Origin of the sequence: Thermoactinomyces sp. CICC 10735 (assembly GCF_016055175.1) — a bacterium.
Taxonomy (GTDB): domain Bacteria; phylum Bacillota; class Bacilli; order Thermoactinomycetales; family Thermoactinomycetaceae; genus Thermoactinomyces; species Thermoactinomyces vulgaris.
Genome location: NZ_JAECVT010000002.1, coordinates 17231 through 30207 on the forward strand (window position 1 = coordinate 17231; position 12977 = coordinate 30207).

Sequence of the window (12977 nt, forward strand, 5' to 3'; positions counted from 1 at the left end):
CAAAATCTTACTTCACCAGTTCCACGATTTTTTGCGCGCCATCCGCCAAAGAATCGGCTGCTACAATTTCCAGGCCGGATTCCTGCAGGATTTTCTTGCCGAGTTCGACGTTGGTGCCTTCCAGACGAACCACCAACGGCCGGTCCAGTTTGATTTGTTTTGCCGCTTCCACCACTCCGCTGGCGATCACGTCACATTTCATGATTCCGCCGAAAATATTGACAAAGATTCCTTTGACATTTTCATCCGACAAAATAATTTTAAAAGCTTCCCGCACTTTGTCCGCGGTTGCGCCGCCCCCGACATCCAGGAAGTTGGCAGGTTCTCCGTTATAATGTTTGATGATGTCCATGGTGGCCATGGCTAAGCCGGCTCCATTCACCATGCAGCCGATATTTCCATCGAGTGCAATATAGTTCAGATCGTATTTGGAAGCTTCAACCTCTTTCGGATCTTCTTCATCCAAGTCGCGCATTTCTAAAATATCAGGATGGCGGAACAATGCATTCGAATCAAAATTCAATTTCGCGTCCAATGCCATGACACGTCCGTCTTTCGTTGTAATGAGCGGGTTGATTTCCGCCAGGGAACAATCATTGTCGACAAACGCCTGATAAAGGCCCAACATAAATTTTACCGCTTTATTGACTTTCTCTTGCGGGATGTTGATCGAATAAGCCAAACGGCGCGCTTGGAACGGCATCATTCCAACCGCCGGATCAATCACTTCCTTAAAGATTTTCTCCGGAGTTTTGGCGGCCACTTCTTCGATCTCGGTTCCTCCTTCTTCGGAAGCCATCATGACGACACGTTGGGTGGACCGGTCAATCACCACTCCAACATAATATTCTTTTTCAATTGGGAGTCCTTCTTCAATTAACAATCGTTTGACTTCTTTTCCTTCCGGACCGGTTTGATGGGTCACCAGCGTCTTCCCGAGCAATTCATCCGCATATTGACGGACTTCTTCCAAACTTTTGGCCAATTTCACGCCACCGGCTTTTCCGCGGCCCCCGGCATGAATTTGCGCTTTGACAACCCACAGGTCTCCTTCCAGCTTTTTCGCAGCTTCCACCGCTTCATCGGCTGTGAACGCGACAAAGCCGTTCGGAACCTGAACGCCATATTTTTTCAGGATTTGCTTTCCTTGATACTCATGAACATTCATTCCGCAATCCCCCAATCCTTGGTCATAACCACAAAAAACACGCCAAACCCTGGTTCATGATTTATGTATTCCATCCTTCTGTATCCCCTTACATAACCGGGTACCAGTCAGACAGAAAATCTTTTTTTAATGTTTGGCCACATTCTGAAGTATATCTCACGGTTTTGCTTTTGCCAACCGGGAGCAAACCGGGCACTTCCGGTTCCCGACAAAAAAACGAGAGGATTCCGCCTCAGACCCTCCCGTTTTTAAAAATTTTACCGCAATAAGTCAATCGCAGTTAAAATAATAAAGATCAATAAGAAAACCCCGGCGGCTCCCAATGCACCTTTCACGGCGTCAATAAAATCATTTTCCTGGTTACGGGGCGTTTCCTTGCCGGACGTGTTCATGGATTTCCCTCCTTCTCCCATTCCATTTTTCCCAATCATGGTCCCTTTCATAAATCCTTACGTTGGTATTATACTGTTGCCTGCCGGATTCTAGCAACCGCATTTCCGCAGGCCTTTTCTTCAAGCCAGTCCATTGTTTTAAGGCTCGTCCGTGTTTTAATATAAAAAGAGTACGATTTTAAAACAGGGGAGAAAATCATTGAACATCCGCTTTCAAACGCCTTATCAATATGTTTTCATCCATCAAGAAATCAAGCATTTGCTGCTGTTGTGGAAAAAAGAACGAAAAAGAGAAATCTATATTATTGAAGAAGAAAAAGAAGACGAAATGGTCTTGCGTTATCCGGGGGAAACCTACAGCGATTTGATTCTGCAAGAGTTGGAACCGCTTTTCTTCCAACGGCTGGAAGTGGAAGGAAGGACATTCCTGGCGGTTTTGGGCGCCACTTTCACCCATCAACAGCGAACCATGGCCATGTATTATGACCCGGATCATCCCGACAAATCCCTGTTCTTTTTTGAATATTCAGGGGAGGAAATCTTCGAAATCGCCGAAAACGAATATCCGGAAGTCGTACAAACATTTATGCGGGAATTTCCGGAATATTTCACGGAAACCCCCGGCTGATGAAAAGCCGCTTTCCGAATGGAAGGCGGCTTTATTTTCTACCAAGATACTAAACTATTTATAAAATATATAATCACCTTTTTGCGAGCAAATAATATACTATAGTAACTTCAAAGAATGCCAGTTGAAAACAAGGAGGTGTCGTCATTGAATGGCAACCGGAAACACCTCGATCAACTTTCGGGACAAATGGAACAAATCATGAGAATGAAAATATACAACTTATTGATCAAAAGTCTGGATGATGAAAAACTCCCCCCAAAACTGCAGAATTTAATCAATTTGGCAGAAGTGTTCCAACCAGGGACCAAAAACAAGATAAAGCAACTCATCCAACAAGATGTCTTGCACCGAAACAAATCGGCGCCCTCCCGGACGAGAGGAGGCGCAAACAATGACCTGTTATAGACGGCGAAAGAAACTCCGGAAAAGGAAGAAAAAACCGACTTTGTGCAGGCACTGCCGCAGACTGCTTCTGCTAAAAAACGTTTCCCCCCGCAAAAAACGAAGACGTCCGACACGCCCTTCCTCCGCAGACAGCTCCGTCAACAACGCCGCGACCATCGATGGCGCGATCAGCGGTCTGATTAATATCATCGTCCAAATCCCCGTCAATGTAGGTGATTCCACATCGTTGAATGAAAGTGACCAAAACTCGGTATCCAATGCCGTGTAAGTTCTGTGAACCCCATTGAAAGGAGGTGAAACAGGATGAGTAAAAACTCCTTTACCCCCGAAGAGTTGGAACAAATCCGCGCCATTTTGGACGAAGCCATCCGGGAAAATGTCCCGCAATCCCAACAAGTGGAAGCGCAACAAACCGCGATTGATTTTCTCAATTATATCCTGACTTTGCCCGGAGCCCTCACCGGATCTGCCAGAGTAGCCGTAGCGAATGCAACAGGCATCCTCATTGATTTCATCACGGCACTCGTCAACCTGTTGATGTCGATCCTCATCGGCAACGGAAACGGAGGAACGACAACCGGCGCATCCCTGATGCAATCCCTGGCTCCCAATCTGGTCAATGTCATCGCGAAAAAAGTTCCGGTGACGGAAGAACAAAAAAAGCAAATTGAACAGCAAATCAAACAACAATTCTCCTCCAAGCAATCCGCTGCGGATTCTGAAAAGAAAGAGTAATCCGAATCCAATGTGATCATTTTCCCTGAAAGGAGGTGCAAGGCTTATGCATTGCCATGCAAGAAAGAAAGTCGTGGTCGTTGTAGCCCGCCGCAGACGCCGCCGGTCCTTCAGCGCACGCGCATCCGTCAACAACGCTCCCCGGACCGGTGCACAAAGTGCCGGCTTGCTCAACCTGAACGTGCAAGTACCCATTAACTTAGGAGATGCTCAGGCCTTCAGCGGCAGCAGAGGTAACTCGACCAGCAATCTCCTCTGATGAATGATGCCGGGGGAGTTCATCTCCCCCTTCCCTTCCTGATTTGACATCCACTTCTCCCGACCCGTCTTTGTCCGGCAATCCTTGTGAAAGGGGGTGACGCGGTATGTCCTGCTGCACGAGAAGAAAGAAAGTTGTAGTGGTTGTGCCACACCGTCGCAGACGCCGCCGCGGCGGATGCCAAGCCCGGGTGAATAACGGAGCCACCACCGGAGCTCAAAGTGCCGGTCTCATCAACTTGAACCTGCAAATCCCGATTAACTTGGGAGATGCACAAACCATCTGCGGTGGAAGCGGCAACTCCACCAGCAACCTCTTATAACCAGCGCAACTGCGCTTCCATCCGACACGAGAGGGCAACCGCCCTCTTTTTTTTACGCGTGGATTTTGATGCAATATTTTTCGTTTCCACAAAAAAAAGACTTGGCTAAATGATCGTAACTAAATTTTATTTCTGAATTAATTTATTATAAACTAATAGATATTCCCCAAAAATCAACATTTATCCAAGGCGAAACAAAGGAGGAAATTTATGAAGCATTCCAAGCAACAGGATATTCCGTTTCTTTGGGCATTATTCCCGCTTCTGGTGATGATCGTCACCATGGCCGTTACGATCATCCGGTTTGAAGGACCCCCCCACATCCCGCTGATCGTCGGCACCATCACGGCCGGTCTGGTCGCACACTTTCACGGCCATTCATGGAAGAATATGGAGGGAGGGATGTATCAAGGCATCCGCCTGGCTTTACCCGCCATGTTAATTATCATTCTGGTCGGACTGATCATCGCCACTTGGATCGGCGGGGGAATTATCGCCTCTTTGATTTATTACGGACTGAAGATCATGACCCCTTCCCTCTTTCTGGTCAGCATCTGTTTGATCTGTTGTGTCGTGTCCCTTGCGATCGGCAGTTCCTGGTCCACGATGGGGACCATCGGCGTCGCCGGCATGGGAATCGGGATCAGCATGGGCATTCCACCCTTTCGTGGCGGGAGCCATCATATCCGGAGCCTATTTCGGCGATAAAATGTCCCCACTTTCCGATACAACCAATTTGGCTTCGGGGGTGACGGAAACCGATTTGTTCGAACATATCCGGCATATGTTTTACACCACCATTCCGGGACTTGTCATCGCACTGTCCTTCTATTTTTTTGCAGGAATGCAGTTCAGCGCCCACAACATCCAGGATGGAAATATCCAGACCATGATTTCCACTTTGGAAAAACATTTTGTCATTTCGCCCTGGCTCTTATTGGTTCCCATGCTGGTCATTTTTCTGGTGGCCAAAAAAGTTCCGGCGTTGCCTGCTTTGGCGGTGGGGGTTTTGTCGGGATTCATCTGCCAGGTCTTTGTCCAGGGAGATCCGGCCGGCGATGCGATCCGGGCCATGCATGACGGCTACACCATTGAATCCGGACAGGCATGGGTCGATGAATTGTTTAACCGCGGCGGAATCGAGAGCATGATGTACACCGTCTCCCTGACCATTGTGGCCATGACATTCGGGGGAATCATGGAATCCACCGGCATGCAAAAAGCCCTTGTCAATCAAATCCTGAAATTGGCCAAATCGGCAAAAAGCCTGATTCCAACCACCATTCTTTCAAGCTTTGTCACCAATGTCACCGCCGCGGAACAATATATTTCCATTCTGCTTCCGAGCCGCATGTTTGCAAGCGCTTACAAAAAAGAAACCTTCATTCCAAAAACCTGTCCCGTGCGCTGGAAGACGGGGGCACGGTCACATCCGCCATGGAACACTTGCGGTGTTTTCATCACCTCCACCTTGGGCGTGAACACCTTTCAATATGCTCCCTACGCGATTTTCAATTATACAGTTCCCGTCATCGGGATCCTGTTGGCCGTCCTGGGTGTCAAAGTGGCCGGTTTAAACCGGAAAGAGGAATGAATCGCGGAAAACCCGAAGAGTCCGATCCATCTTAAAAAGGTGGATCTTTTTTTATCAGGCGTCGTACCGGTTGAAATGGAAAAATTCCGGCTATGATGAATGAAGGGGAGGATGCTGGAAAGATGGAAAAAAACCGTGTTGAAAATTCCGCAAAGCATTGGGAACAAATACAAAAATGGCTGTATGAGGGTGAAGAAACCATATATACTTACGGGTTGCTGCTCGATATGGTTGTCCTGACCACCCGGCGGATCGTCTTGATCGACCGGACCCTCTTCGGAAGGGAAAAAGGGATTCTTTCCATCCCGTATTCACGCATCGACAGCATCGGGCTGTATGTCAAAGGGTTCTGGAACCGCGCACATGTCTTGGAAATCAGGACCAAAGGGAAAACCTATGAATTGGAATTTAAACGGGGTACCGACTGCCAAGGGGTTTATCGTTGGCTTTCCTGTTTGATCTGCGAATGATTCAGAAGGCCAAAGAGGGCGGGACACCCTCTTCGCCTCCGCCATTAAAGGGAACCGGTTTGACCGTAGATTTCATCCAAGTGACGGATCTTTTGATCCAGATAGCGGGCAAAGGAATCAATATAGGCCTTGGGTTCTTTGGGATTGGAAAAACGCGTGATCCGTCCCGTATGCGGAGAAACGATTTTGCTGACGGCCCCGCATCCCAATCCGATGATCGTTTGCCGTTCTTCCATAATGATAATGTTGTACATATTTTCCTGCCCGGGCAATGCATACCCGACATTTTCCTGGTTTCCCAGGATATTTTTTTGCCTGTACAAATAGTACGGAACATATCCGGAGGCTTTGCCCCACTCCCGCGCCAACTTCACCATGGTTCTCGTTTCTTCGCGCCCGGCCACTTGATATTTGTCTTTGTTTTGCGTCATCACCGAACCTCTTTTGAAGGAAAGGGTGTGAACGGTCACCGATTCCGGTTTCAATTCCCCCATGGTCTTCAGGGTTTCCCGGAACGTTTGTATATCTTCTCCCGGGAGCCCGATGATCAAGTCCATATTGATGTTTGTAAATCCTTTCTCCCGTGCGAGCCGGTATTTGTCCAAGGTTTCTTTCACTGTATGGTGCCGGCCGATCCATTTCAGGGTTTCCTCTTTGAAACTTTGCGGGTTAATGCTGATCCGGTCCACGTTCCAAGATTTCAAAAGATCCAGCATCGCTTCATCCAACGTGTCCGGCCGCCCGGCTTCCACATTCAACTCACGCACGTTTTCATAATGCGGGATGTGCTTTTTCAACAGCCGGAAGAGACCATCCATTTGCGGGACGGATATGGACGTCGGCGTCCCCCCGCCAAAGTAAATGGTGGTTACCTTCAACTGTTTTTCTTCCAACCACTTGCCAACCGCTTTGATTTCTTCATGAAGACCTGCCAAAAAATCTTCGACGGTTCCGTTTCTCCCTTGAATGGCATAAGCGGGAAATGTGCAATACGCGCATTTGGTCGGACAAAACGGGATGCCGATATATATGCTGACTTCCCGGTCCAGATCATATAAATCGGGCAAAACGCTTTTTTGGCGCCGGGCAATTTCCGCCAGAATCTCCGTCTTTTCCGGATGCAGCAAATAATCTTTTTGCAATTTTTGCGCCGCTTCTTCTTCGGAAAAGCCTTGTTGCAAAAATGAATGGAACAATTTGACCGGACGGATGCCCGTCAGGATCCCCCAAGGCTGATCAATTCCGGTCGCTTTTTCCATGACTTCCAAAAACACATATTTCACCGCTTGCCGGACCCGTTTCACATATTCCTTTCCTTCCACTTCCGCTTCCACTTCGCGTTGGTGAAAAGATTCATGGCATTGGCGGCTCTTTAAATCTTCGAGCCGGATGTTTACTTCCACCGGCTTTCCTTCATGGATGGAAAAAGCCAGAAAATAATCACCGTTTTGTTCTTCGTCCCTGTCGATGACACGGACTTTTTCAAAAAACAATTGAGCAATCAGTTCAATATCCCGAAAAAATTCCGGTTTGAGACCTGAAATCACGAACGTTTTCATGTTCATCCTGCATCCGGTTTCCGATGCATATCCTCCTTTTTCTTTCCAATTTCTTTACACAGTCTAGCGAATGCATAGACAGAAATCAAACAAAATTTTTCTCTATGAAAACAAAATGAAAATATGAGAAAAAATATTTGTAAATTTTGCAACAAACATCCGCAAACATAAAAAAATCCTTTATAATAATTTTTAAATGCGGTACCAGAAAGGAGAGAATCCATGAAAAAAATTTCCAAAAAAGTAACAGGGGTGATGGGGGCACTCATTCTTTCCACCTCTCTTGCTCTGCCGGTTTATGCCAATCAAGAAACACAACCCGGCACCATTTTGTTCAGTGGCGGTTTACATACGCAGAGCATTTATCAATTCAACCCTGAAACTTTGCAAACCAAACGGATCACTTCGGGAAATTCCGTCGATGTCTCTCCTTCCGGTGACATGATTACTTATATTAAGCATGACAGCGTCTATGTTGCCGACAGCAGCGGGAAAAACGCAGTCCGTCTCACCCGCAGCAAATTTCCCCATTTCGATTCTTCCCCACGCTTTTCTCCCGACGGGGAAAAAATTGTCTTTGCAAGGAGCGACGGAAACTTATACACCATCGAGTTGGAAACCAAAAAAGTGACACAGCTTACCGAAGCCGAAGACGGAGTCTTTCATTCCAGCCCGGACTGGTCTCCGGATGGGAAAAAAATCGTTTTCCATTCCACGGATAAAGACGGGAATACCGGCCTTTTCATCATGAACGCCGACGGCAGCCAGATTTCGCCTTTAACCGGCCAAAATGATCAGGAATCCTCTGAGTATTCCCCGCATTTTTCACCCGATGGAAAATCGGTTTTGTTTGAAAAAAGCCAAAACGGACAAACCGACATTTATGTCATGAATCTGGCCACCAAACAGGCCCGAAACATCACGGCGGATCTTGACAAAGCCGCTTCCGGGGCCGTTTGGTCGGAAGACGGGAAACAAATTTTGTTCACCATCAACGAAGAAAATGAAAAAGAGAAAGACTCCAGCTCTTTTTACATCATGAATAAAGACGGCTCCAACAAAAAGATGCTCCAAATGCAGGTCAAATATGCCACCCCTTCCGAATGGAAAACACTCAACGTGAGTGAACAGGAAGAAGGATTTTTGAAAAAAGTCAAAAACTTTTTGTTGGATTAAAAGCCCGCAAAGAACCCTGCATCCATGAACCATGCAGGGTTCTTTTTTTATGCCCCGGCTTTCTTTCTATTTGAATAATTTTCTATGTTAAAGAGAAAATAGAACACATGATTGCGTTCATCGTCACATCCCCGGCCGCTTTTGCCCAATACCCAATGATGCACGGGTTTAATCAATACAGATAAAGGTAATAACATATTTCGGGTCCGGACCACCCCGTCGGAAAGATCTCTGCAACGGGCGTCGCCCCGCCCCTTCCGGGATCCGACCGTTTTATATACGCGGATTCGGACCCGGATGCCGCCTGCCGGTCCGGATAATTTTTTTCAGACGGAAAGGACTTTGCTTGCTCAGCGGGTATTAATGTTGAAAGAAGGATTAAAACGGATTTGGAGAGTGACTGAGCCATGGACAAAATCCTCATTTTAACCGAAACCGTTGCCGGTTATGGTCACTACAGCGCCGCCAGCTCATTAAAGAAAGGGATTGAACTTGAATATCCAAGCAGTGAAGTTCAAATCGTTTCCATCCTGCCAATGATCAGCAAGCAGTTGAAATCATTGATCAAAAAAAGCTATTTGCAGACGTTGCGCTATGCCCCGAACCTCTGGGGCGCTTGCTATCAATGGGATTCCCGGTTCAGCAAACTGTTTCGGGACCCGATGGGAAAATTTGTGGCTCATAAACTCCGGACTCTCATCGAGGGATTAAAACCACAGGTGATCATCTGTACGCATGCCTTTTGCTTGAGCGCCTGCGCCTACTTGAAAAGCCATACTTCCTGCAGCCGCTTTCGGTTGGGTGGCGTGGTGACCGACTTTGATGTTCACAGCTTCTGGATTCATCCCGCAGTTGATTTTTATATTACCGCACATGAAGAAATCGGGCTGAAGATCCGAAAAAAAGGAAGCCAGGCCGATCTCTACAGCACAGGCATTCCCATCAACCCGGCTTTTTTCACGGAACAAAAAGAGAAAAAGGAAGCGCGAAAACAGATCGGCGTTTCTCCCGACCGCTTTACGATCTTGCTGATGGGCGGCGGAAGCGGAATCGGGCCGTTTTACTCTTGTCTGGACGCATTAAAAAACATGGCTTTGAGACAAGATTATCAATTGCTCATCATCACCGGAAACAATCAACCGTTATATAAGGAATTATCCCGGGAACTGAAAAACCTCTCCCATGTCCATCTCTTCCCGTTTGTGCATAACATGGTTGATTTTATGTGCGCATCGGATTTCATCGTCACCAAACCAGGCGGAATGACGAGTTCAGAAGCCTTGGCCACCGGACTCCCCATGGTCATCTGCAAACCGATCCCCGGCCAGGAAGAAAAAAACAGCCGTTTTTTGCTGAACAAGCAAGTGGCCATCCGGGAAGACCAACCGCAACATTTACCCAAACAACTCACCTATTTGATCGAACACCCGGATCCCCTCCAAGAAATGCAGACCAATGCAACCCTTGTCGGAAAACCCGGCTCCGCCATCCATGGCGCACAAATTGTCATGGATTACTTATAAGGAAAAACTCTCGCTTTTTGCGAGAGTTTTAAGAGCGCGGACGATATAAGCCGCAAGCATCCCAACTGGGATAGTGGCGTCCTTTGCGGTGACTGCAACGAAAACTTTTACCATGCGCTTCTAAATATTTACATGTCTCACATTTGTATAACGTCCAAGTCACGCCGTACTCCTTCACCATGGGATTCTTGCTCGTCTCTTCCAATTTGTCCAAATCTACGGTTTTTTGCTTTGTTTTGATTTTCACTCACACTTTCTAATTCTGATTATTTGATCCATACCCCAAACAGACACCATAAAATATTAACATATTTTTTCTCAATTTTATTGAACAGGAATCCACTTTTTCTCCTGCCAGACCAACAGAACGGACGGCTTGTCGGGAGACAGGGTGATGCCGCGCCCCTTGCCCCCCGCAATGTTGTCCGAAAACACCGTAAACGTATCCGGAGAGGACGAAACCAATTTTAACCGCTGCCCCTCCACAATCCCGTCCGGAATCCCCCGGGCGCAGGAGTTTTTGATTTTTCCTGAAAACCAAATGGTCTCCCCGTCTCCTTTTAACAAACAGTCGGTTAAAGACAGCGCCCAATTTTTTTTCAGCGAACAAAACGCCCCCCTTTGATCCGACACAATGCGGGCAATCTTTCCCTGCAGCACCGAACCTTGGACCGGCTGCGGCCTGGACTGCATCAATCCGGCTTTGCCGGAACGCACCACCTTCAATCCGTCCAACACAAATTGTTCGTAACTGCCCCGCCCGTTTCCTTCAAACAACCAGGAATCGATTTGATCCAACTTCAAATCATAAAGAAACACCCTTTTTCCCTCACCGTCATTGATCAAAAAGCCGGTACGGCAATTTCGCAAACAGATGTCGCGAAACACCATTTTCCCCGGGTATTCCTGCTCCGGAACGGCCGACGGGAAGGCGATCAACACCCCCCGCCTCAATCCTTCGCCTGTCACGTGCTTGACCAAAAGGTCATTGCCGACAGGGAGTAACCGAATCGCCCCGTTGTCCTGAAGAGCCGTGGGGTTTTCGCCATTTCCGCACATCGCCTTAAAATGCATGATTTTCCCGGTCGCCGGCGCTTTCAGCCAAATGCCGAATCCATAGCAAACGGGATCGGCGAGACGGCGTGTGCGTTGCCATTCGCAATGGAGAATCCGGATATTGTGATGCTTCAAAGAGAAAGGATCTTTCACCCCTTGGGCTTCCGCAACAAATCCCGACGAACCGGAGTCGACGGACCGGCAGTGGATAAACGTGATATCCGAACACCAGCCGTTATGCGAGATCATGAATGAAGCCCCTTTTCCTTTTTCGTCCACCACATTCTCCACCCATGCATCAAAAGTCCCTTCTAAATCCACACTGTGGCGCATCCGCCGGGTATATCCGTTCCGGACCACAATCTTCCGGTTTCCGCCGTAGAATTGGATCCCGTAACCTTGACCGGATCCCACCACCTGCGGATCCCTCAAATCAAAATCCTCCACGGTCACATCCATGCTGCGCTGCACTTGAATGGCCGATTCCGCCCCTCTTTCCCCTTTCAATCCCCGGACGAAAAACCCATGCATATTGAAGGCCAAAATACCAAACCCTTTACTGGAACCTTCTTTTAAGCGATAACAAAAATTTTCCACGCAGACGGACCGGAGCGGGTTGATCTTGTAAACATTTTTTTGGCCGGAAGCACGCTTGGGGAGGCGGACCCGGTCTTTCAAGACCATCCGGGTCACTGCGCTTTTAAAGGATACCCCTTTTACCCAAAGCGTACCGCAATCCCCCGGCTTTAACGCATGGACGGAAACAATCACCCGCGCCGCTGCCGCACCGGAAGGCGCCTTCAGATTCCCGTTCACGATTCTCTGCCAATGTAACGGGTCAAATTCCTTCACTTTTGAGCGGGAAAGAAATTGATCCCGTCTGTCATACCAAGCAACATAACAGCTTCCCGTGACCGACCGGCTTGTCTTCACCCGGCAAATCAACTGCAAATTATACCGTTCGCCTTCCTGGATCCCGAAAACCTTCTGTTCGAAGGAAACATATCCCGGTTCCGTCACCGGTTTTAATTCCATTTTTAAAGCAGATTCCCCGGGATCCCAGGCAAAAGAAGCATTCCTGCCCAACGTGCTTTGGTGATTCCAAACCGGACCGGCCCAACTTTTTTCATTCAGGCCGTCCTGGAGCAATTCTTGTTCTGACGGATGAATGCTTTTGATTTCATGGATTTCCACATTCACATTTTTTTGACCGTCCGACCATCTCGTGGAATCATCTGTCAATGCAATCATGTCTCCGGCTTTGATATCCCACGGGGTTTGCAAAATCCAAAAACTCCGGTCCCCTCTTTTCAGGTCATGGGCGAGGCAATAATCATGGTAACCCGTCCCGCCCTCCCATTTCAAAATATAAGGGGCATTGACGTGCACAGGTTCCACGACCGCCTTTTTGTCAAAACAGATGGAAATCGGTTTGCGAATGCAAATCTCCTCCAAAAAATAACGGCCGGGCGGAACCATGAGCCGGGATCCGGAAGGCATTGCATGAATGGCCCGCCGAAATCTCCCGATATCATCGGTTTCATCGGGAAGGCGGGGGAAATCCTCCAAATGATAGCAATTTTCAGATGATTTCCGAATTACTCGGAGCTCAGGCAATCGGTTCACCTCCATCTTTGTTCGTTTCCCTTTTTATTCCATTCTCCACCGGTTCTTCCGGATCCTATCT

General features: G+C 47.9%; 13 protein-coding genes. 9 read left to right on the forward strand and 4 right to left on the reverse strand.

The window, feature by feature from the left end; translation table 11 throughout:
• Window positions 1–7: 7 nt before the first annotated feature.
• On the reverse strand, window positions 8–1168 hold the full coding sequence (gene sucC / locus I8U23_RS03220) for an ADP-forming succinate--CoA ligase subunit beta (RefSeq protein ID WP_037997232.1): 1161 nt from the start codon (window positions 1166–1168) through the stop codon (window positions 8–10).
• Window positions 1169–1425: 257 nt separating this feature from the next.
• On the reverse strand, window positions 1426–1560 hold the full coding sequence (locus I8U23_RS13550) for a hypothetical protein (RefSeq protein WP_255347202.1): 135 nt from the start codon (window positions 1558–1560) through the stop codon (window positions 1426–1428).
• Between the two features lie 199 nt (window positions 1561–1759).
• On the opposite strand from I8U23_RS13550, the gene I8U23_RS03225 reads away from it, so the two are divergent.
• From I8U23_RS03225 to I8U23_RS03255, 7 genes are all read left to right on the forward strand, one after another.
• The gene (locus I8U23_RS03225) at window positions 1760–2188 is read left to right on the forward strand and encodes a hypothetical protein (protein WP_037997237.1); all 429 of its coding nucleotides are present in this window, start codon (window positions 1760–1762) and stop codon (window positions 2186–2188) included.
• Between the two features lie 394 nt (window positions 2189–2582).
• Complete coding sequence (locus tag I8U23_RS03230) at window positions 2583–2864, forward strand: hypothetical protein (RefSeq protein ID WP_037997241.1); 282 nt, start codon at window positions 2583–2585, stop codon at window positions 2862–2864.
• Between the two features lie 35 nt (window positions 2865–2899).
• Window positions 2900–3331 (forward strand): hypothetical protein, encoded by a 432-nt coding sequence (locus tag I8U23_RS03235; RefSeq protein ID WP_037997244.1) that lies wholly within the window; start codon window positions 2900–2902, stop codon window positions 3329–3331.
• A gap of 365 nt (window positions 3332–3696) precedes the next feature.
• Entirely contained in the window at window positions 3697–3912 is a 216-nt protein-coding gene (locus I8U23_RS03240) for a hypothetical protein (protein WP_037997249.1), read from the forward strand.
• Between the two features lie 210 nt (window positions 3913–4122).
• The gene (locus I8U23_RS03245) at window positions 4123–4620 is read left to right on the forward strand and encodes a Na+/H+ antiporter NhaC family protein (protein ID WP_198050737.1); all 498 of its coding nucleotides are present in this window, start codon (window positions 4123–4125) and stop codon (window positions 4618–4620) included.
• 1 nt (window position 4621) lies between these two features.
• Window positions 4622–5506, forward strand: a complete 885-nt coding sequence (locus I8U23_RS03250; protein WP_198050738.1) for a Na+/H+ antiporter NhaC family protein — start codon at window positions 4622–4624, stop codon at window positions 5504–5506.
• A 122-nt stretch (window positions 5507–5628) separates the two neighbouring features.
• On the forward strand, window positions 5629–5976 hold the full coding sequence (locus tag I8U23_RS03255; RefSeq protein WP_170151242.1) for a PH domain-containing protein: 348 nt from the start codon (window positions 5629–5631) through the stop codon (window positions 5974–5976).
• A 44-nt stretch (window positions 5977–6020) separates the two neighbouring features.
• Here the strand turns inward: I8U23_RS03255 and I8U23_RS03260 are convergent, their stop codons facing one another.
• A complete protein-coding gene (locus tag I8U23_RS03260; RefSeq protein ID WP_198050739.1) occupies window positions 6021–7535 on the reverse strand; it encodes a coproporphyrinogen III oxidase in 1515 nt (504 codons plus the stop codon).
• Window positions 7536–7757: 222 nt separating this feature from the next.
• Here I8U23_RS03260 and I8U23_RS03265 point away from each other — a divergent pair, with 222 nt between their 5' ends.
• Together I8U23_RS03265 and I8U23_RS03270 are read left to right on the forward strand one after the other, a co-directional pair.
• On the forward strand, window positions 7758–8711 hold the full coding sequence (locus I8U23_RS03265; protein WP_049720241.1) for a DPP IV N-terminal domain-containing protein: 954 nt from the start codon (window positions 7758–7760) through the stop codon (window positions 8709–8711).
• A gap of 407 nt (window positions 8712–9118) precedes the next feature.
• Entirely contained in the window at window positions 9119–10234 is a 1116-nt protein-coding gene (locus tag I8U23_RS03270; protein WP_049720242.1) for an MGDG synthase family glycosyltransferase, read from the forward strand.
• Window positions 10235–10558: 324 nt separating this feature from the next.
• Here I8U23_RS03270 and I8U23_RS03275 read toward each other — a convergent pair whose 3' ends face one another.
• Entirely contained in the window at window positions 10559–12907 is a 2349-nt protein-coding gene (locus tag I8U23_RS03275) for a hypothetical protein (RefSeq protein WP_198050740.1), read from the reverse strand.
• Window positions 12908–12977 lie beyond the last annotated feature (70 nt).